The sequence below is a fragment of the Pseudomonas sp. JBR1 genome (assembly GCF_028198185.1).
In the GTDB taxonomy this organism is placed as follows: Bacteria; Pseudomonadota; Gammaproteobacteria; order Pseudomonadales; family Pseudomonadaceae; genus Chryseomonas; species Chryseomonas oryzihabitans_E.
In genome coordinates this window covers 3,580,479-3,599,075 of sequence record NZ_CP116340.1, presented here as the reverse complement: position 1 = coordinate 3,599,075, position 18,597 = coordinate 3,580,479, and the positions used below count along the sequence as shown (strand labels likewise).

Sequence of the window (18,597 nt, the reverse complement as noted above, 5' to 3'; positions counted from 1 at the left end):
CTCAGGCCAGGGCCGCGGCGATGGCCTGCCCCAGGCTCTCGGTGGTGCCCTGGCCGCCAAGATCGCGGGTCAGGGGCGCCTGCTCGGGCCCCTGGCGCAGTACCGCTTCGATGGCCGCGACCACCGCCGCGCCGGCGTCGGCATGGCCCAGGTGTTCGAGCATCATGGCGCCACACCAGATCTGGCCGATGGGATTGGCGATGCCCCGGCCGGCGATGTCCGGCGCCGAGCCGTGCACCGGCTCGAACAGGCTGGGGAAATTACGTTCCGGATTGATGTTGGCCGAGGGGGCGATGCCAATGGTGCCGGTGCAGGCCGGGCCCAGGTCGGAGAGGATGTCGCCGAACAGGTTGCTGGCGACTACCACGTCGAACCAGTCCGGGTGCAGGACGAAGTTGGCGGTGAGGATGTCGATGTGGAACTTGTCCACCGCCACGTCCGGATAGGCCTTGCCCATCTCTTCCACGCGCTTGTCCCACCAGGGCATGGTGATGGCGATGCCATTGGACTTGGTGGCCGAGGTCAGTTTCTTGCGCGGCCGTTGCTGGGCCAGGTCGAAGGCGAACTTGAGGATGCGGTCGGTGCCATGGCGGGTCATGACCGTTTCCTGGATCACCACCTCGCGCTCGGTGCCTTCGAACATGATGCCGCCGACGCTGGAGTACTCGCCCTCGGTGTTCTCGCGCACCACATAGAAGTCGATGTCGCCCGGCTGACGATTGGCCAGGGGCGCCTTGACGCCAGGCATCAGGCGGCAGGGGCGCAGGTTGACGTACTGGTCGAAGCGGCGGCGGAACTGCAGCAGCGAGCCCCAGAGGGAGATGTGGTCGGGCACCACGTCCGGCCAACCGACGGCGCCGAAGTAGAGTGCATCGTAGTCCTTGAGCGTCTCGAACCAGTCATCTGGCAGCATCTTGCCGTGGGCCTGGTAGTACTCGGCGCTGGCGAAGTCGAAGTGATCCCACTGCAAGGCGATGCCGAAGCGCTGGGCAGCGGCGTCCAGCACGCGGATGCCTTCAGGCATGACTTCCTTGCCGATGCCGTCACCGGCGATGACCGCGATCTTGTAGGGCTTGGACGCTTGCATGGCTTTTCTCCGGCAGTCTGGGTGGGATGGACCCAGTGTAGTCTCGCGCCGGAGGCGTACAATCCCGTCTCAGGGAAAGCCATTCTTAACCTGGGATCAAGAATCTTGTCCGCTGACGACCTCGCCTTCTTTGTCCGCCTGGCTGGCCACCCCAGCCTGACCGCCGCTGCCCGGGAGCTGGGCCTGTCCCTGGCGGCGGTCAGCAAACGACTCACTGCGCTGGAGCGCCGCCTGGGTGTGCAACTGATCCGCCGGACTACCCGGCGGCTGGACCTGACGCCGGAGGGCCTGCGCTACCTGGAAGGCGCCCGTCCGCTGCTGACCCAGCTGGAAGATCTGGAGGCCGCAGTCGGCCGGCCCGACGCGCCCCTGAGCGGGGTGCTCAATCTCAATGCCACCTTCGGCTTCGGCCGCCGCCACCTGGCACCGCTGCTGTCGGACTTCGCCCGCCGCCATCCCGGGCTGGAGCTCAACCTGCATCTCTCCAGCCATCCGGTGAACCTGCTGGAAGGGCCCTTCGACCTGGATATCCGTGTCGGCGAGCCACCCGACGCCCGGGTCATCGCCCATCGCCTGCTGGATAACCGCCGCCTGCTCTGCGCCGCCCCCGCCTACCTGGCCCGGGCCGGCGTGCCGGAAAGCGTGGCGGACCTGGCGCGGCACAATTGCCTGGTCTTGCGCCAGGACGCGGGCGACTACGCCGTCTGGCGCTTCACCAAGGCCGGCCAGCACTTCGCCCAGAAGGTGCGCGGCAGCCTCAGCAGCAACGATGGCGAGGTGGTGGTGCGCCTGGCGCTGGAGGGCCATGGGCTGATCCTGAGATCGGAATGGGACGTGGCCGAGCTGCTCGCCAGCGGCGCCCTGGTGCCGCTGTTGACCGATCACGAGGCGCCAGCGGCGGCCATCTATGCGGTCCACCGCCAACAGCGCCATGTGCCGCGCCGCCTCTCCGAGCTGATCCGCCATCTGGCACGGGAGCTACCCGCACGTCTGGGTCGCTGAAGTTGCACGAATCTTCCAGACCGGCGCCGGGTCCGTAGCTAGACTGGAAAGCCCGCAGATCCCCTTTTCTCGCCATGGCCGACGATCACTGGATCCAGCTGCAACAGGACGCCGACACCGGCATCGAGACCCTGCGCGCCCATTTCGAGGGCCATGCCTATGACCCACACTGGCACGACGCCTATCTGGTGGGCTACACCGAGCAGGGCCTGCAGCAATTCCACTGCCGTGGCCAGCGCCACCTGAGCACCCCGGGGCAGGTCTTTCTGCTGGAGCCTGGCGAGTTGCACGACGGCCAGGCGCCGGAAGCAGAGGGCTTCACCTATTCCATGCTCTACCTCGATCCCCAGTGGCTGGCGCGCGAGCTGCAAGGCCTGCACGGTGAGGCCCGGCCGCTGGGCGAACCGGGCTTCGCCCGTACCCTGGTGGACCAGGCCGAACTGCACCGCGCGGTGGCCTGGGCCCATGACGTCTTGAGTCGGCCAGAGCTGCGCATCGTCCGCCAGAGCGCCCTGGACGCCCTGTTGCTGCGCCTCTTGCCGCAACTGCAATGGCGGGCGCCCCAGGCGGGCGATCCGCGCCTGCCCCAGGTCGCTCTGCGCGCCCGGGACTTCCTGCATGCCCATCATCAGGAAGACCTCGGCCTGGAAGAACTGGCCCAGGCCTGTGGCGTGGACAGATTCCGCCTGACCCGCGCCTTCAAGGCGGCCTTTGGTCTGGCACCCCACGCCTATCTGGTGCAGCTGCGATTGTCGCGGGCACGCCGCCTGTTGGCCGACGGCCTGTCGCCGGCAGAGACCGCCGCCGCCCTGGGCTTCGCCGACCAGAGTCATCTGGGCCGCTGGTTTCGCCGCGCCTATGGCCTGACCCCGGCGGCCTATCGCGCGCGCTGCTCGAATCTTCCAGACCGCTAGCGGCAGGCTTGCGACCCTGGGGCTCCCTCCAACCAGGAGTCTCCCATGTCCCTGCTGCCCTTCCTGCTGTTCGCCCTGGTCGCTTCCATTACCCCCGGACCGACCAATGTGCTCATCCTCGGCCACAGCGCCCGCCACGGCGCCCGGGCCAGTCTGCCGCTGGTGCTGGGCGGCAGCCTGGGCGCGGTGGCCCTGGTCCTGGTGGTGGGTTTCGGTCTTGGCCAGACCCTGGCCCGACATCCCGACTGGCAACGCGGCCTGGCCTGGGCCGGCGTGCTCTGGCTGAGCTGGCTGGCCTGGCGACTGGCCCGAGCCGGCGCGCCCGCGGTCACGAATGACAGCGCCCGCCTGGGCTTCGGCGGCATCGCCGGCCTGCAGGTGCTCAACCCCAAGAGCTGGAGCATGGCGCTGGCGGTGGTCACGGTCTATGCCGAGCCCGGCGCCGACCTCTGGCGGCAGGTGCTGGTCCTGGCCCTGGTGTTCCTGCTGGTGTCCGTACCCTGTCTGGGCCTCTGGGCGCTGCTCGGCCGGGTCGCGGCGCGCAGCCTGAGATCGCAGCGCGCCTGGCGTGGTTTCAACCTGGGGATGGCGGCGCTGTTGCTCGTCTCGGCCTGGGCGACGGTGGTCTAGACCGGCGCACTGCCCTGATCGCGGAAGTTCTCTTCCAGATGCTCCAGCCAGGCGCGCACCGCCGGCAGTTGGCCACGGCGGTGCGCATAGGCGGCCTGGAGATGGCCACCGGGGATCGACCAGTCCGGCAGCAGGCGTTGCAGGCGGCCCTCGGCCAGCTCGGCCTGACAATAGATCAGTGGCAGGAGGGTATAGCCGAGACCCGCCATGGCGGCGGCCTTGCGTACGCCGAAGTCATCGATGCCCAGGCGTGCTTCCAAAATCAGTTCGCGACGTTCGCCCTGAGGTCCTGCGAGACGCAGGTGTACCTTGCGATCCACCTCCAGCGCGCCCAGCAAGGGCAGGCCCAGCAAGGCCTCCGGTGTATCCAGCCGTCGCCCGGCGAGCAGTTCGGGAGCCGCCACCAGCACCACGGAAGCCTGGCGCAGCCGCCGCACGACCAGGCCTGGTTCTTCGTCGTCGACGTCCCGCACGCGCATGGCGACGTCCACCCCTTCGTTGATGATGTCCACCCGCCGGTTGACCAGCAGCATGTCCAGCTGCACCTGGGGATAGCGGGTAAGAAACCGCGTCACCACCTCGGGAAGATACTGCTGGGCCAGGGCCACCGGGCAGGATACCCGCAGCGGCCCCCGCGGCTCGCTGGACAGGCTGGCGGCGGTCTCGGCGGCGCTTTCCGCTTCGCGCAGCAATGCCTGGCAATGCACCAGATAGCGCTCACCCAGGGTGGTGAGGGTCAGGGTGCGGGTGGTGCGCTGCAACAGGCGTGCACCCAGACGCGTCTCCAGTTCGGCAATGCGCCGCGACAGCCGCGACTTGGGAATGCCCAGCAGGCGGCCGGCCGCGGCGAAGCCACCGGCTTCCACCACCTTGGCGAAATAGGCGAGGTCATTGAGGTCTTGCATGGGGATTGTCCTATCCATGGGACGAAGCATCGCATTTTAGGCGACTAATCAACTGATCGTCTTATCGGTAGTCTGGGCTCATCTCTTAAGACCCTACAGGACCACCGCCATGAAACTCCTGCACATCGACTCCAGCATCCTCGGCGATCACTCCGCTTCCCGCGCCCTGAGCGCCAAGGTCGTCGCCGCCCTCAAGGCCGCCACGCCGGGTCTGGAGGTCACCTACCATGACCTCGCCCACGACTCCCTGGGGCACTTCTCCGGTGCCAGTCTGGCCGCTGGCACCACCCCGGCCGAGCAGCGCACCGCCGAACAGCGTGACGAAGCCGAGCGCAATGCCCGCGCCCTGCAGGAATTCCTCGCCGCCGACATGCTGGTGCTGGGTGCCCCCATGTACAACTTCACCATTCCGACCCAGCTCAAGGCCTGGATCGACCGCATCACCGTGGCCGGCACCACCTTCCGCTACAGCGAAGCCGGTCCGGAAGGCCTGTGTGGCGACAAGAAGGCGATCATCGTCGCTACGGCGGGCGGCATCCATGCCGGTAAGCCCACTGGCATCGCCCATGAGGACTATCTGAAATTGCTGCTGGGCTTCCTGGGCATCACCGACATCCAGATCGTTCGCGCCGAAGGCCTGGCCTATGGCGACGAAGCCAAGAGCGCGGCCCTGGCCAGTGCCGAACGGCAGATCGCCGATCAGTACGCCTGAGTCCAGATGCCCTCACCCCCGGCCCCTCTCCCTGAGGGAGAGGGGAGCAGAACAGTCCTCGCACTTGGTCCTAGCCCCAGGAGTGAGGGGTGAAAGGGGATGCGCAGGGTCCGGGGGATTGGACCTCAGCCAGCACTCCATCCCGCTCTTCCCCCTCTCCCCTCGGGAGAGGGCCGGGGTGAGGGCAACACGGCTCCTCAGCTAAAACCCACCACCGGATGCGGGACATAGGGCGCTTCCAGGGCGGAGATCTCTTCGTCGCTCAGGTGCAGCTCCAGCGCCGCCACTGCGTCTTCCAGATGCTGCGGCTTTGACGCTCCGACGATGGGTGCGTCGATGCCCGGCTTCTGCAGCAGCCAGGCCAGCGCCACCTGGGCGCGCGGTACGCCGCGGGCCTCGGCGATGCGGGCCACGGCGGCCACGATCTGCCGGTCGGATTCCTCGCTGGCGGTATAGAGCGTCTTGCCGAAGGCATCGCTTTCGGTGCGCGCCGTGCTGGCGTCCCAGTCGCGGGTCAGGCGGCCACGGGCCAGCGGACTCCAGGGGATCACGCCAATGCCGGCATCGCGGCACAGCGGCAGCATCTCCCGTTCCTCCTCGCGATTGAGCAGGTTGAGGTGATTCTGCATGGTGGCGAATTTCGTCCAGCCATGGCGTTCGGCGGTGTGCAGTGCCTTGGCGAATTGCCAGGCGTACATGCTGCTGGCGCCGATGTGCAGCGCCTTGCCGGCCTTGACCACGTCGTGCAGGGCTTCCAGGGTCTCCTCGATGGGCGTGTGATAGTCCCAGCGATGGATCTGGTAGAGATCGACGTAGTCGGTGCCCAGGCGCTGCAGACTGGCGTCGATGGCGGCGAAGATGGCCTTGCGCGACAGGCCGCCGACGTTGGGCCTATCCCGCAGCGGGAAGTACACCTTGGTCGCCAGCACGATCTCCTCGCGCACGGCGTTGGCCTTGATGAAGCGGCCGACGATCTCTTCGCTGGTGCCGTCCGAGTAACTGTTGGCGGTATCGAAGAAGTTGATGCCCAGATCCAGCGCCTTCTTCAGCAGCGGCTGGCTCTGGTCTTCCGGCAGGGTCCAGGGATGATTGCCCCGCTCGGGCACGCCATAGGTCATGCAGCCCAGGCAAAGGGGCGAGATTTTCAGACCGGTACGGCCGAGAGTGCGATAGTTCATGGGGGGCCTCCAGGGATGGTCGAAAGAGGTTGACCGCGAAACGCCCGCATCGACTGCAACGAACTTACCGGCTGCCGAGTTGTTCTAGATGGATTCGTACCAACAACCGGAGACGCTCCATGAAGAAATATGCTTCCGCGGTCTGGCAAGGCGGTTTGAAGGATGGCAAAGGTCATATCTCCACCGAGAGCGGCGCGCTCAAGGACAATGCCTACGGCTTCAACACCCGTTTCGAAGGCACGCCCGGCACCAACCCCGAAGAATTGATCGGCGCGGCCCATGCCGGCTGCTTCTCCATGGCCTTCTCCATGCTGCTGGGCCAGAACGGTCTGACTCCCGAGCGGATCGAGACCAAGGCCGATGTCACCCTGGACAAGGTCGGTGATGGCTTCGAGATCACCACCATCGATCTGACCATGAAGGCCAAGATCCCCGGTGCCACCCAGGAGCAGTTCACCACCATCGCCAACCAGGCGAAGGAAGGCTGCCCGGTGTCCAAGGTGCTCAAGGGTGCCAAGATCAACCTGAACGCCACGCTCGAAGGCTAAGGCTTCAGGTTCTTGCCGGTGCTGCCCTGGCACCGGCAATACCACGTCCTAGAGCCGATTCGCAAGAACGCCTTCGAGTCGCTAGACTGCTCCGACCCTGCTTTCGGAGATTTCGATGAACGACTCCATTTTCATGGCCATCTTTTCCATCCTCGCCCTGTTGCTGCTGGGTGGTGGGGTCTACGGCTGCGTGATCCTCAATCGCCAGCGCAAGGACATCGAGAAGAACGACAGCGAAGGCTAACCCAGGCCGCTAGACCGGTCGTCGCCCCGCCAGATAGCGTACACCCTGGGCACCGAAGACTTCCGAGTGGGGCTCATGGGCGGCCAGCTGGAAGATCTCGCCCACGCCATAATGACGTTCGCCGGCCGCCGTCCGAATACGCAATTCGCCTTCGATGACCAGCGCCTTGGCGTCGAAAGGATGAGCATGGGCGTCCAGAGTGCCATGGGCTTCGCGCATGACCAGTACCGGCGGCTGAAACCCTTCCTTGGCAAGTTGGATGGCGAAAGCGGCCTGGTCCATGGAGGCTCCTTTGCGACAAGGGAATAGAAGGTGCCAAGACTAGCGACGCGCCCGCCAAGCAGTTAGTACAACGCTTCTATAGCGCGGCATCACTCCGGCTATGGCCATCAAGGTAACGAAAGGAAGGTGAAACCTCGGGAACCCGAGGTTTCACGTGGAGCATCAACGGTCCAGCTTGCGTTCGACCTCGGCGGTCTTGCGCTTGAGCGCTTCGGCTTCCTGCTCCTTGGTCTTGATATCGGTAGGCGTGATGACCTTGTCGATGCCATCGGTCGGCGTCGCTTCCGACTGCTCCATATCCTTTTTCACCACATCCACCGGACGTCCCGCCTCATCGAGCGCGGGTTCGTTTGGCGGGGTCTTGCCCAGATGGGCATCGGAACGCTGGTCGCTCATGAAAGGCTCTCCTCGGTAGGCTCACTCTTTCGAGCGTGCCAACCCGCACGGAGTTCTCCCGCTGCTCAACTACGGCTGCGGACTCGCTCCAGATAGCCCAGCAGTTGCGCCTGCTCCGCTGCGTCCAGTGGTGCAAAGACCGCTTCCAGCGCCTGGGTACGGGGCACCTGGGCATGAGCCAGCGCCTGACGACCCTGCTCGGTCAGGTGGACCAGCAAGGCGCGCCTGTCCTGGGGATGGGGTTCGCGGCGCACCAGGCCGTCGCGCTCCAGGGCGTCGAAGGCATCGGTCAGGGTACGCGGCGCGTGGCGCAGCTGTTCGGCGACCTCGCCCGGACGACAGGGGCCCAGCCGCTCCAGCACCATCAGCACCTTGTAGCGGGCGAAGGAAAGACCGGACGCCTTGAGCGTCTCATCCAGTTGTTGGCGCATCTGCCGTTTCAGATCCAGCAAGGCTTCGGCGATGGCGGCGGCGGTTGACATGAACGATTCTTACCTCGAATATAGTGAGGAACCTCAATGAATGGTACCTCCGCAATGGCGACATCTTTTCACAGCCAAGAGGGCGATGCCAGTGCCCGCCACCTTTTCCAGCGCGTGCGTTTCGAGCTCAAGCGCCGCTGGGCGACCGTCGTCCGTCGCGAAGCGCTCGGCGGCGATCTGTTGCGCCTGACCTTCGGTGGTAGCGACCTGGCCGACTTCCAGAGCGCCGCCTTCGACGAACACGTGAAGCTCTTCGTGCCAATCGACGCCACCCCCATTCGCGCTGCCAGCCCCGAGCAGCTCGCTGGGCGGCACTACACCCCTCGCTACTACGATGCCACCCGCGGCGAACTGGCCATCGATTTCTTCCTGCACGAAGCGGGTGTACTGACCACCTGGGCGCGCCAGGCGCAGCCCGGTGCCGAGCTGATCATCGGCGGGCCCAAGGGTGCCCTGGTGCCACCGGAGGATTTCGACTGGTACCTGCTGGCCGGTGACGAGACCGCCCTCCCCGCCATCGCCCGGCGCCTCGAACAGCTGGCCGCAGGGGTGAAGGTGCAGGTCATCGCCGAAGTGGCCCGCCCCGGCCTGGAAATCGCCCTGCCCACCGCCACCGCTGCCGAGATCCGCTGGGTCTACCGAGAGGCCCAGGCAGACGCCCTGGTGCAGGCGCTGGAAGCCCTGGAGCTGCCCGCGGGCGAAGGCTATGCCTGGATCGCCGGTGAGGCTGCGCAGGCACGCGCCGCACGCCAGGTGCTGCTGGCCAAGGGTCTGCCACGGGACTGGGTGAAGGCGGCCGGCTATTGGAAGCTTGGCGAGAGTGACCAACACGTGAAGGTCGACGATTGAGCGCCACTGCCTCCGTCGCCGACGGACTGCCGCGCCCGCGCCGCTACCGTGCTGTTGCCGCCCTGCTCCTGGCCATCAGCATGACGGTGCTGGACAGTGGCATCGCCAACCTGGCCCTGCCCAGCATCGCCGAGGCCCTGGATGTGTCCGCCGCTGCGGCGGTGTGGATCGTCAGCGCCTACCAGCTGAGCCTGGTCGCCCTGCTGTTTCCGTTGTCCGCGGTGGCCGAGCGGCTGGGCTTGCGTCCGGTGTTCGCCACCGGCGTCGGCATCTTCGGCCTGGCCTCCCTGGGCTGCGCCCTGGCCCCGGATCTTGCCAGCCTGGTCGCCGCCCGAGCGCTACAGGGCGTGGGCGCCGCCGCCATCATGTGCGTCAGTGCCGGCATCGTGCGGCTGTCCTATCCACGGGCGCGCCTGGGTCGCGGCATCGCCATCAACGCCCTCTGCGTGGCCCTGGGTTCGGCAGCCGCGCCCAGCCTGGGCGCGGCCATCCTGGCGCTGGGCGGCTGGCCCTGGCTGTTCGCGATCAACGTACCCCTGGCCATCCTGGTCGGCCTGCTGGTGCGCAACCTGCCCGACAGCCCCCGCGCGCAACGCCGTCTCGATCCCGTCAGCGTGCTGCTCAACGCCCTGCTGTTCTGCGCCGGCATCGGCGGCCTGGAGCGTCTTGGCGGCGCGCCGCTGCAGGGAGTGGTCCTGCTGCTGCTGGCCGCGGCCAGTCTGGTGCTGCTGGTGCGTCGCGAACGCGGGCTGGCGGCGCCGTTGCTGCCCGTCGATCTGCTGGGGCTGCCCGCCATGCGTCACTCGGTGCTGGCCTCGGTCTGCTCCTTCGCCGCGCAGATGCTCTGCTTTCTCGCCCTGCCCTTCTACCTGCAGCACCAGCTGGGCCTGGTACCCCTGCAGATTGCCCTGCTGATGCTGGCCTGGCCGCTCACCGTGGCCGTGTCGGCACAGGTGGCCGGGCGACTGGCCGATCGCTATCCCCCCCAGCGACTGTGCATGCTCGGCGGCCTGGGGATCGCCCTGGGCCTGGCGGCTGCCGCGGTGATGCCGCTGGAGCAATCCACCACGCTGCTGGTTCCCTGCCTGATCGTCGGTGGCATCGGCTTCGGCTTTTTCCAGGTGCCCAATAACAGGATCATGCTGACCGCTGCCCCGCTCGGTCGCAACGGCGCCACCGGCGGCGTCCAGGCGACCGCGCGCCAGACCGGCATGGCACTGGGGGCCGCGTCCCTGGCGCTGCTGCTGCATCTGGATGCCGGGCTGGCCCCGCGCCTGGGACTGGCCCTGGCGGCCGGGCTGGGCCTGGTCGCTGCCTGGTCCAACTGGCGAGCGCCGCGCTAGGGCTGCGGTGTTGTCATCTGGCCGAGCAGCGCCTTGAGCGCCTGCTCGCGTTCGGCCGCCGGGCGCTCGCCCAATAGCCGTACCCGGTGGAAGAAGGCCGGCCAATTGCCCGGGTGCTGTGCATAGAGCGCCGCGAAGGCTGGTACCCACTGTTCGTACAGCCCATAGGGCACCAGCCGCGCATTGTTGAGTGGCTGGCTCATCCAGCCATCGAAGCGACGCTCGTCACGCCAGGCCGGGGTGGCGCGCAGGCGCTGATAGTCAGCGCGCAACTGGGCGAAACGCCGGGCCTTGGCCGTGCGCTTGGCCGAGGGCGTCAGCGGCTGGGTATAGAGCCGCGCCAGGTCTTCGCGGGTGGTCAGCAGCAGGGCGCGAAATTGCTGGTAGCGGGCCTCGCGCCCCGCGTCCGGCGGCGGCAGGCCACGACTGGCGCGCCATTGCCGCAGCCCTTCCCCCTCGACGAAGGTGGCGTAGGATTCATTGAAGGCAGTATCGCCCGGCAGGTAAAAGCGCTGGTGGGCCAGCTCGTGGAAGATGGTCGCGGCCACCTGGTCATCGTCCCAGCGCAGCATGCTGCTCAGCAGCGGATCACTGAACCACCCCAGCGTCGAATAGGCCGGTACGCCGCCGACGTAGGTGTCCTGGCCCTGCCGTTGCAGCGCCTGCGCCGCTGCCCGGGCTACAGCCTCCTGGTAGTAGCCGCGATAGGCCACGCAACCGGCGATGGGAAAGCAGTGGGTGGTGGGCCGGGTGGAGAACTCGGCGGTGGCGAAGACGTTCCACAGCACGAAGGGGCGCTTGAGTTCGACGAAACTGCGATAGCTGGCGTTGTCCGGCAAGGCCAGTTCGGCACTGGCGAAGCGCCGCGCGGCCGCGGCGGCGGCAAGGCGTTCGCGCAGGGCGGCGGGGCGCGCGGGATCGGCGACGACCGTCGCAATGGGCTCGCGATCACGGATCAGCGCCCACTGGCCCTGTACCATCTGACCGTAGTACCCGACCGAGGTACAACCGCCCAGTCCGATCGCCAGGGACAGCAGCGCCAGCCAGCGGCCCGCGCGTTGCGCAGGCAGGGTGCCTGACTGGGTGGCGCGCCCTTCCCTGCCCGGAGTTGTAGCCGTCATGCGTAGACTGTGCCTGCTGTTGCCTGTGCTGTTCCTGAGTGGCTGTTCCCTATGGCCGCTGCCCAAACCGGATCCGGCACAGGCCTGGATCGATCTGGACAGCGACGGCAAGGCCAAGCTGGAAGCCCTGCGTGCCGATCGCAAGGAACTCGAAGACAAACGCTACTTCCAGGTCTGGCCAGGGAGCCACGATCTGCAGGTACGCTACCAGTTCGAGGTGCAGCCCACCAATATCGGCGCGCAGGTGGCCGATCCGCTGGCACGCACCTGCCTGGTGACCCTCAACTACAAGGCCTTCACCGCGGGCGAGCGCTATCGCCTGGAGGCCGGCCAGACCGGCTGGCGGCCCTGGGCGCGCCTCTATGACGAGCGCAACCAGGAAGTGGCGCGCAGCAATGCCAGTCGTTGCGGCGACGTGTAGACTCGGCTGATCTCCCTGTCGCGAGTCGCCGTCCATGCGTCTGCGCCTGCTGGCTCTTCTGCTGCTGCTCGGTGGCTGCACCACACCGCTGCCTCCCGTCGACCCCAACCAGGCGTGGGTCGATCTGGTGCTGCGCGAACCCGCGGTAGGCGCCTCGCTGCTGGCCGAGTCCCAGGACGGTCGACGTCTCGACGACGGCCGCTACTTCCAGCTCACCCCCGGCAGCCACAGCCTCAAGGTGAGCTATCGCTACGAACTCTATGGCGGGGGCGGCTTCGGTCCGCGCTTTGGCTGGAACGAGCCCCTGCAGATCCAGTGCTATCTGGAACTGGGCTACGGCGACTTCCAAGCTGGCCGGCGCTATCGACTGGAGGCCGAGCACACCTTCGGCCGGGGCGAGATCACGCTCTACGACGATCAGCGTGAGCTGATGACCTCGGAGCGAGGCATCTGCTCGCCCTTCTAACCGACCGCTACCCGCAAAGACGCGTGCTCACCAGGCTGCAAGTCCCTAGGCAGGCACGCTGAGCCAGTCGTCCTGATCCCGGCTCGGGGCACGGACCGGTGCAGGGCGTCCTTTCTGCTCGCGCAGCTGGCGACTCAGGCGCAGAAAATCCTCGCGTTCCATCCAGCGTGGTGCAGGCTGGACAAGGGATAGAGCTTGGCGAATCCGAGCGAACGGCGACATGGCATTACCCTCTTGGCTAAATACTGTATGCGCAAACAGTACTAAGCCAGAGGGAACTGTACAAGCATCCAGCGGATGAACGGTCTGTCGCCCTACCCGAGGTTCAGTCGTTGCGCTGGTAGAGGATCTTGTGGGTGCCGTTGGCGCAGCTGCCCACCACCATGTTGGGATCGGTCACCTCGGCATTGGGTACCGCTTCGAGGGTATAGGCGGTCACCCCGGCGGACTGGATCTTGACCTCGATCTCGGCCTTGAGCTGGTCGCAGGAGAGGGGTTCGGCCAGCACAGCCGTGCTCAACAGGGCGGTACAGCAGAGTAGCGATAGACGCAGCATGGCGATTTTCCTTGGCATGATGACCTCTCAGGCTTGGACGCCCGAGCTGTGGCGATGTTCTCAGCGCGACCCATTGGTCAGCGAAGCGGTGGAACCTGGAACCCGAACGGTCTTTCGGATAGTCATTCTTTCCAGCGAAGTGCCCCTATGTTCCAGTGGTTGAAAGACAATTCCCAAGTCCTCACGCTCTTCGCCCAGTGCTGCACCCTGGGCGTCTGGGTGCTCTATGCCCAATTGCTGCTCAACAACTACAAGCGCCAGCGCCAGCCGCGGCTGATCATCAACCGGGGCGCCGGCAAGGGCGTGGGCGCCCTGTGCCTGCTGTCGAACATGAGCGCCGAGCCGGTGTTCATCAACCAGCTCACGGTGATCCTCAAGACCAATCGCGAGACGCTCTACACCGATGTCACCGACATCCGCGAGAGTGGTCAGGATGACTTCGATCCCGAACTGGTGCTGGGCGAGGCGACCCACCAGGGACCGCTCAATACCGGTGACTTCACCCACATCGGCACCTTCCAGGGCCTGATCCGCCGCGCCGCCGAGCACAACGGCCTGACCATGGACAGCCACCGACCACCCGAGGGCTGGGTGTTCGAGGGCCTGGAGATTCGTGCGGTGGCCTTCTATGGCTCGGATCACGATCCGATCGGGGTGCGCCGGCGCTTTCGCCTCGGGCAGCACGACGGCAACTACTGCGCCCTGATCGCCGAGGACTGGCAGACCCAGCAGCTCACCTCCCGTCGTCAAAGACGCATGGTGCAGAACGACTGGATGCTCGACCTGGAACCCAAGGTTCAGCCGAAGAACCAGTAGCAGATCAGGATCGACGCCGTGACCCCGGTGAATTCTGCCAGCAAGGCGCAGCCCACCGCATGGCGCGCGCGCTGGATGCCTACCGCGCCGAAGTACACCGCCAGCACATAGAAGGTGGTCTCGGTACTGCCCTGGATGGTGGCTGCCACCAGGGCCGGAAAGCTGTCCACACCGTGGGTCTGCATGGTCTCGATCAGCAGGGCGCGGGCGGCGCTGCCGGAGAAGGGCTTGACCAGGGCGGTGGGCAGGGCCTCGACGAATCGGGTATCCCAGCCAAAGAAGGTCACCGCATGGCGAACGCCTTCGAGGATGAATTCCAGGGCGCCGGAGGCACGCAGCATGCCCACCGCGCAGAGCATGGCCACCAGGTAGGGCAACAGCGACTTGGCGACGTCGAAGCCCTCCTTGGCACCTTCGACAAAGGCTTCGTAGACCGGCACCTTGCGCAGGGCGCCAAGGATCATGAATGCCAGGATGATGCCGAACAGGGTCAGGTTGCCGAGCAGCGACGACAGCCCGGACAGCGCCGTGGCGGTCAGGGTGAAGAGAAAGGCGACGAAGGCGCCAAAGGCCAGGGCGCCCCCGCCGATCCAGGCCAGCACCACCGGGTCCCAGAGTTTCAGCCGCTGCATGAAGGCCACCGAGAACAGCCCGACCAGGTTGGCGCAGGTGTGGGCCAGCAGGATCGGCAGGAACACCAGGGTCGGATCGGTGGCGCCCTGCTGGGCGCGGTACATGAACACCGTTACCGGCAACAACGTCAGCGAAGAGGCGTTGAGTACCAAGAAGAGGATCTGCGCATTGCTCGCCGTGGTGCTGCTGGGGTTGAGCTCCTGCAGGGCCCGCATGGCCTTGAGGCCGATGGGCGTGGCGGCGTTGTCCAGGCCCAGGCCGTTGGCGGCGAAGTTGAGGGTGATCAGCCCCAGCGCCGGATGGCCACGCGGCACCTCGGGCATCAGCCGGGCGAACAGCGGACCGAGCAGCCGTGACAGGGCGTCCACCAGCCCGGCCTTCTCGGCGATGCGCAGGATGCCGAGCCAGAGGGTCAGGGTGCCGAACAGCAGCACCATGACCTCCACCGACAGCTTGGCCATGGCGAACAGGCTCTCCACCATGGCGGCGAAGACCCCGGCGTTGCCGGCCACCAGCCACTGGCCGAAAGCACTGATCCCGGCGACGATGAAGAAGCCCAGCCACAACCCGTTGAGCATCGGTGTTCTCCCGGCAAAACGGCGATGATAACCGCAGCGTCGGGTCCGCGCAGGGACGCCGTTCAGTCTGTGGTCATCGCCAGCGGGTTATCCTCTGACCTTTCACGCAAATCGCTGGAGTCTGCCCATGCGTCTGTCCGTTCTCGCCCTGCCGCTGGTGCTCGCCGCTAGCCCGGTGTTCGCCTTCAACCTCAACGACGCCGTCAACGCCTACAACGGCGCCAACGGCAATAGCAACGCCAAGGCCACCGCCGCGGCGGCCGCCACGCCCCAGGCGCAGGGCCTGCTGCAGGCGCTGACCAGCCAGCTCAACGTCACCCCGCAACAGGCGGTGGGCGGCACCGGTGCCCTGCTGGGCCTGGCCAAGAACCAGCTGGTCGGCACCGACTACCGCCAGTTGGCCAAGGCCGTGCCAGGGCTGGACCAGCTGGCCGGCGCCAATGCCACCGGTGGCCTGGCGCAATTCGGTGGCCTGGGCAGTCTGCTCGGCGGTGGTGGAAAGGATGCCAAGCAGAGTCCGCTGGGCAGCCTGCTGGGCAATGTCGACAGTCGCCAGGACGTCGACAAGACCTTCAATGCCCTGGGCATGAACAGCAGCATGACCAGCCAGTTCGCCCAGGTGATCCTGGGTTATCTCGGCAAGCAAGGCACCCAGCCCTCCCTGCTGAGCACCCTGGGCAATGTCTGGGGGCTGTGACGGCTCACCGCGCTGGCTGACCCAGGCGGCGGCCAGCCAGGCGCCGGATTACCGGGAGGCGCCTCTCGGCTGGCTCTACGTCGACCGCGGCTCCCTCACCGAGCGACTCACCGCCCTCGCGGGCGGACGCTTCGCCGTCGAGGTGATCACCCAGGGTTGGCAACCATTGCGCCCGGACGAGTGCCAGGCGCTGGACGTCCCGCCCAGCAGCCCTGGCTGGGTGCGTGAGGTCTGGCTGCGCGGCGATGGCGAAGCCTGGGTCTTTGCCCGTAGCGTGGCAGCGCGCAAGGCCCTGGAAGCCGCCGATTTCGACTTGGCGGCGCTCGGTGATCGACCGCTCGGCCACTGGCTGTTCCAGGCACCGGCCTTTGTCCGCGGTCCCCTGGAAGCCTGCCGTTATCCGCTGGCCTGGCTGCCCGACGGCGCGGCGTCCACGGCCTGCTGGGCGCGTCGTTCGGTGTTCAGCCGCGGGCCGCTGGCCATCCTGGTGAGCGAAGTCTTCCTGCCGGCCTTCTGGCCCCATGCCGAACACGAACAGGCGCTGATCCGTCAGGACGGCAGCGGCGACACGACAGGGCCCTTATAATCGCCGGGCCCTTTGCCAAGCAGCCGCCCGATGAAAAAGAACGCTTCCCGCCCCCTCGATCGCCGTCCTGCCGCGCCCCGTGGCCCCGAGCCCAGTGCCCGGGTCATCGCCACGCGCCCTCGCAGCGAGCGCATCCGCGACTTCGTCCAGCTCACCCGGCTGGACCGACCCATCGGCATCTATCTGCTGCTCTGGCCCACCCTCTGGGCGCTGTGGATCGCCGCCGAGGGCGTGCCGAGCCTGAAGAACCTGGTGATCTTCGTGCTCGGCGTGGTGCTGATGAGATCGGCCGGCTGCGTGATCAACGACTTCGCCGACCGCAACTTCGACGGCCACGTCGCCCGCACCAAGAATCGCCCCCTGGCCACCGGACGCATCTCGCCCAAGGAGGCCCTGCTGTTCTTTGCCGTGCTGGTGCTGATCAGCTTCGGGCTGGTGCTCTGCACCAACGCCACCACCGTCTGGCTGTCCTTTGGCGCCCTCGGCGTGGCCGCGCTCTACCCCTTCATGAAGAGATACACCTACTACCCGCAGGCGGTGCTGGGTGCGGCCTTTTCCTGGGGCATGCCCATGGCCTTCACCGCCGAGACCGGCGAGCTGCCGGCTGCGGCCTGGCTGCTGTTCATCGCCAACGTGATCTGGACGGTGGGCTACGACACCTACTACGCCATGGCCGACCGCGAGGACGACCTCAAGATCGGGGTGAAGTCCACCGCCATCCTGTTCGGCGACGCCGACCGGGTGATCATCGCCACCCTGCAAGGCCTGACCCTGCTCTGCCTGGCGTTGGCCGGCGGCCGCTTCGGCCTAGGCCTGCCGTTCTACCTGGGCCTGGTGGTGGCGGCCGGCTGCTTCGCCTGGGAATTCCACGTCACCCGCAACCGCGACCCCCTGGTGTGCTTCAAGGCCTTCCTGCACAACCACTGGGCCGGGCTGGCGATCCTCGTCGGGATCATCGCCGACTACGGGCTGCGCTGAGCCGGGGTGCCCGCGGCGGCATCGGCCACCACCTCTGGCAGCGCCTCGGGTTGCGCTGCCGGCACCGCCCGGGCCTTCTTGGCTTTGGACGCCTTGCGGCTCTGCTGCCAGGCTACCGCCAGACCACTGGCGCAGATGATCAGGATGCCGATCAGCGCGCCGCTGTCCGGCACATGGCCGAAGACGAGGTAGCCGATGATGCCGGCGGTGACGATCTGGCCATAGCTGAAGGGCGCCAGCAGCGCTGGCGGCGCATAGCGGAAGGCCTGGGTCAGCAGCAGATGGCCCGACATGCCGAAGAGGCCGAGCAAGGCCAGCATGAAGCCGTGGGTCAGGGTGGGGATCTCCCAGAAGAAGGGCACCACGCTGCTCAGCACCAGGGTGTTGATGATGCCGGTGAGGAAGTTGCTGGTGGTGGGGCTGTCGATGCCGCTGAGCAGCCTCGTCAGCAGCTGGTAGAGGCCGAAGCACACCGCCGAGCAGACCGGCAGCAGCACCGCTGGGGTGAACAGCTGGCCGCCCGGCCGCACGATGATCAGCACCCCGACGAAGCCCGCCAGCACCGCCGCCCACTGGCTGCGGGTGACACTCTCCTTGAGCAGCGGCACCGACAGCGCCGTCACCATCAGCGGGGCGAGAAAGTTGACCGCCGTGGCCTCGGCCATTGGCAGATAGCGCAGCCCGGTGGTGAAGAACAGGCTGCAGCCGATCAGGCACAGGGCTCTGAGCACCTGCAATCCCGGGCGTTTGGTACGGATTACCGCCAGGCCCGAGCGCGGGATGAAGATCCCCATCATCAGCAGGGTGTGGGACAGATAGCGGGCCCAGACCACCATGACCACCGGATAGAAGCCGGAGAGGTATTTGGAGAGGGCGTCGTGGGAGGCGAACAGCCAGACGGCAAGGCAGATCAGGGCGATGCCCTTGAGCGGCTGGTCGGCGAATCTCAAAGTGGGTCCTGCTGTGGCGCTCATTGGACTCCCGTGGCGCTGACGGCGGTCCCTGACCGCCTGCATGATCCGGCCGTCCTGCACGGCGGTCCGTCGGCGTGGCCACCGACTCGGGACATGGACCTCGGCGACACGCAAGCGTGCCGGGAGGAAGCCGTCCTGTCGCCCTCAGGACCGCGATACCGGGCGATATTTCAATAGCCTACTAACTATGACCGCGCAT

25 protein-coding genes are annotated in these 18,597 nt (G+C 66.8%); 14 read left to right on the top strand and 11 right to left on the bottom strand.

Going from position 1 to position 18,597, the window contains the following annotated elements; genetic code table 11:
- Position 1: 1 nt before the first annotated feature.
- Positions 2-1,087 (bottom strand): tartrate dehydrogenase, encoded by a 1,086-nt coding sequence (locus PJ259_RS16670; protein WP_059313090.1) that lies wholly within the window; start codon positions 1,085-1,087, stop codon positions 2-4.
- Between the two features lie 105 nt (positions 1,088-1,192).
- On the opposite strand from PJ259_RS16670, the gene PJ259_RS16665 reads away from it, so the two are divergent.
- From PJ259_RS16665 to PJ259_RS16655, 3 genes are all read left to right on the top strand, one after another.
- Complete coding sequence (locus tag PJ259_RS16665) at positions 1,193-2,089, top strand: LysR family transcriptional regulator (RefSeq protein ID WP_271653544.1); 897 nt, start codon at positions 1,193-1,195, stop codon at positions 2,087-2,089.
- A 74-nt stretch (positions 2,090-2,163) separates the two neighbouring features.
- Positions 2,164-3,003: an AraC family transcriptional regulator gene (locus tag PJ259_RS16660; protein ID WP_271653543.1), complete on the top strand. Its 840-nt coding sequence runs from the start codon at positions 2,164-2,166 to the stop codon at positions 3,001-3,003.
- A gap of 45 nt (positions 3,004-3,048) precedes the next feature.
- Positions 3,049-3,633: a LysE family translocator gene (locus tag PJ259_RS16655; protein WP_271653542.1), complete on the top strand. Its 585-nt coding sequence runs from the start codon at positions 3,049-3,051 to the stop codon at positions 3,631-3,633.
- Here the strand turns inward: PJ259_RS16655 and PJ259_RS16650 are convergent.
- Positions 3,630-4,538, bottom strand: coding sequence for a LysR substrate-binding domain-containing protein (locus PJ259_RS16650; RefSeq protein ID WP_271653541.1), 909 nt, complete (start codon positions 4,536-4,538; stop codon positions 3,630-3,632). The two genes, PJ259_RS16655 and PJ259_RS16650, sit on opposite strands and share 4 nt — an antisense overlap.
- Positions 4,539-4,647: 109 nt before the next feature.
- Between PJ259_RS16650 and PJ259_RS16645 the strand changes: the two genes are divergently transcribed.
- Positions 4,648-5,250, top strand: a complete 603-nt coding sequence (locus PJ259_RS16645) for an NAD(P)H-dependent oxidoreductase (RefSeq protein WP_271653540.1) — start codon at positions 4,648-4,650, stop codon at positions 5,248-5,250.
- Between the two features lie 197 nt (positions 5,251-5,447).
- On the opposite strand, the gene PJ259_RS16640 is transcribed toward PJ259_RS16645, so the two are convergent.
- Positions 5,448-6,428 carry an aldo/keto reductase gene (locus PJ259_RS16640; RefSeq protein WP_271653539.1) on the bottom strand — a complete coding sequence of 327 codons (981 nt, stop codon included), beginning with the start codon at positions 6,426-6,428 and terminating at the stop codon, positions 5,448-5,450.
- A 119-nt stretch (positions 6,429-6,547) separates the two neighbouring features.
- Here PJ259_RS16640 and PJ259_RS16635 point away from each other — a divergent pair, with 119 nt between their 5' ends.
- Entirely contained in the window at positions 6,548-6,976 is a 429-nt protein-coding gene (locus PJ259_RS16635) for an OsmC family protein (protein WP_017641568.1), read from the top strand.
- A 115-nt stretch (positions 6,977-7,091) separates the two neighbouring features.
- Positions 7,092-7,220 (top strand): hypothetical protein, encoded by a 129-nt coding sequence (locus PJ259_RS16630; RefSeq protein WP_257721105.1) that lies wholly within the window; start codon positions 7,092-7,094, stop codon positions 7,218-7,220.
- A 9-nt stretch (positions 7,221-7,229) separates the two neighbouring features.
- On the opposite strand, the gene PJ259_RS16625 is transcribed toward PJ259_RS16630, so the two are convergent.
- The 3 genes from PJ259_RS16625 to PJ259_RS16615 form a co-directional block, all read right to left on the bottom strand.
- Positions 7,230-7,502: a cupin gene (locus PJ259_RS16625; RefSeq protein WP_271653538.1), complete on the bottom strand. Its 273-nt coding sequence runs from the start codon at positions 7,500-7,502 to the stop codon at positions 7,230-7,232.
- A gap of 162 nt (positions 7,503-7,664) precedes the next feature.
- Positions 7,665-7,898, bottom strand: a complete 234-nt coding sequence (locus PJ259_RS16620; RefSeq protein ID WP_271653537.1) for a hypothetical protein — start codon at positions 7,896-7,898, stop codon at positions 7,665-7,667.
- 65 nt (positions 7,899-7,963) lie between these two features.
- Positions 7,964-8,380: a MarR family winged helix-turn-helix transcriptional regulator gene (locus PJ259_RS16615; RefSeq protein ID WP_271653536.1), complete on the bottom strand. Its 417-nt coding sequence runs from the start codon at positions 8,378-8,380 to the stop codon at positions 7,964-7,966.
- Between the two features lie 54 nt (positions 8,381-8,434).
- Between PJ259_RS16615 and PJ259_RS16610 the strand changes: the two genes are divergently transcribed.
- On the top strand, positions 8,435-9,229 hold the full coding sequence (locus tag PJ259_RS16610; RefSeq protein WP_271653535.1) for a siderophore-interacting protein: 795 nt from the start codon (positions 8,435-8,437) through the stop codon (positions 9,227-9,229).
- Entirely contained in the window at positions 9,226-10,572 is a 1,347-nt protein-coding gene (locus PJ259_RS16605; RefSeq protein WP_271653534.1) for an MFS transporter, read from the top strand. The genes PJ259_RS16610 and PJ259_RS16605 overlap by 4 nt, the downstream gene beginning before the upstream one ends.
- Here PJ259_RS16605 and PJ259_RS16600 read toward each other — a convergent pair.
- Positions 10,569-11,693 (bottom strand): aminopeptidase, encoded by a 1,125-nt coding sequence (locus PJ259_RS16600; RefSeq protein WP_271653533.1) that lies wholly within the window; start codon positions 11,691-11,693, stop codon positions 10,569-10,571. The two genes, PJ259_RS16605 and PJ259_RS16600, sit on opposite strands and share 4 nt — an antisense overlap.
- Here PJ259_RS16600 and PJ259_RS16595 point away from each other — a divergent pair.
- Together PJ259_RS16595 and PJ259_RS16590 are read left to right on the top strand one after the other, a co-directional pair.
- Positions 11,692-12,114 (top strand): PA0061/PA0062 family lipoprotein, encoded by a 423-nt coding sequence (locus PJ259_RS16595; protein ID WP_271653532.1) that lies wholly within the window; start codon positions 11,692-11,694, stop codon positions 12,112-12,114. The two genes, PJ259_RS16600 and PJ259_RS16595, sit on opposite strands and share 2 nt — an antisense overlap.
- A 34-nt stretch (positions 12,115-12,148) precedes the next feature.
- The gene (locus tag PJ259_RS16590; protein ID WP_271653531.1) at positions 12,149-12,580 is read left to right on the top strand and encodes a PA0061/PA0062 family lipoprotein; all 432 of its coding nucleotides are present in this window, start codon (positions 12,149-12,151) and stop codon (positions 12,578-12,580) included.
- A 45-nt stretch (positions 12,581-12,625) separates the two neighbouring features.
- On the opposite strand, the gene PJ259_RS16585 is transcribed toward PJ259_RS16590, so the two are convergent.
- The gene (locus PJ259_RS16585) at positions 12,626-12,802 is read right to left on the bottom strand and encodes a hypothetical protein (protein ID WP_167348545.1); all 177 of its coding nucleotides are present in this window, start codon (positions 12,800-12,802) and stop codon (positions 12,626-12,628) included.
- A 103-nt stretch (positions 12,803-12,905) separates the two neighbouring features.
- Complete coding sequence (locus tag PJ259_RS16580; RefSeq protein WP_271653530.1) at positions 12,906-13,136, bottom strand: DUF1161 domain-containing protein; 231 nt, start codon at positions 13,134-13,136, stop codon at positions 12,906-12,908.
- Between the two features lie 147 nt (positions 13,137-13,283).
- On the opposite strand from PJ259_RS16580, the gene PJ259_RS16575 reads away from it, so the two are divergent.
- On the top strand, positions 13,284-13,952 hold the full coding sequence (locus PJ259_RS16575; protein ID WP_059313075.1) for a hypothetical protein: 669 nt from the start codon (positions 13,284-13,286) through the stop codon (positions 13,950-13,952).
- On the opposite strand, the gene PJ259_RS16570 is transcribed toward PJ259_RS16575, so the two are convergent.
- Positions 13,934-15,163, bottom strand: a complete 1,230-nt coding sequence (locus tag PJ259_RS16570) for a nucleoside recognition domain-containing protein (protein WP_271653529.1) — start codon at positions 15,161-15,163, stop codon at positions 13,934-13,936. The two genes, PJ259_RS16575 and PJ259_RS16570, sit on opposite strands and share 19 nt — an antisense overlap.
- A 127-nt stretch (positions 15,164-15,290) precedes the next feature.
- Here PJ259_RS16570 and PJ259_RS16565 point away from each other — a divergent pair, with 127 nt between their 5' ends.
- From PJ259_RS16565 to ubiA, 3 genes are read left to right on the top strand one after another with little or no spacing between them, the layout of a single operon-like run.
- Positions 15,291-15,860: a DUF2780 domain-containing protein gene (locus PJ259_RS16565; RefSeq protein WP_271653528.1), complete on the top strand. Its 570-nt coding sequence runs from the start codon at positions 15,291-15,293 to the stop codon at positions 15,858-15,860.
- Positions 15,844-16,446 carry a chorismate--pyruvate lyase family protein gene (locus tag PJ259_RS16560; RefSeq protein ID WP_257704882.1) on the top strand — a complete coding sequence of 201 codons (603 nt, stop codon included), beginning with the start codon at positions 15,844-15,846 and terminating at the stop codon, positions 16,444-16,446. Before PJ259_RS16565 ends, PJ259_RS16560 begins: the two co-directional genes overlap by 17 nt.
- A 30-nt stretch (positions 16,447-16,476) precedes the next feature.
- Positions 16,477-17,424 (top strand): 4-hydroxybenzoate octaprenyltransferase, encoded by a 948-nt coding sequence (gene ubiA / locus PJ259_RS16555; protein ID WP_271653527.1) that lies wholly within the window; start codon positions 16,477-16,479, stop codon positions 17,422-17,424.
- Here the strand turns inward: ubiA and PJ259_RS16550 are convergent.
- Positions 17,409-18,398, bottom strand: coding sequence for a DMT family transporter (locus PJ259_RS16550; protein WP_059313071.1), 990 nt, complete (start codon positions 18,396-18,398; stop codon positions 17,409-17,411). The two genes, ubiA and PJ259_RS16550, sit on opposite strands and share 16 nt — an antisense overlap.
- Between the last annotated feature and the right edge of the window lie 199 nt (positions 18,399-18,597).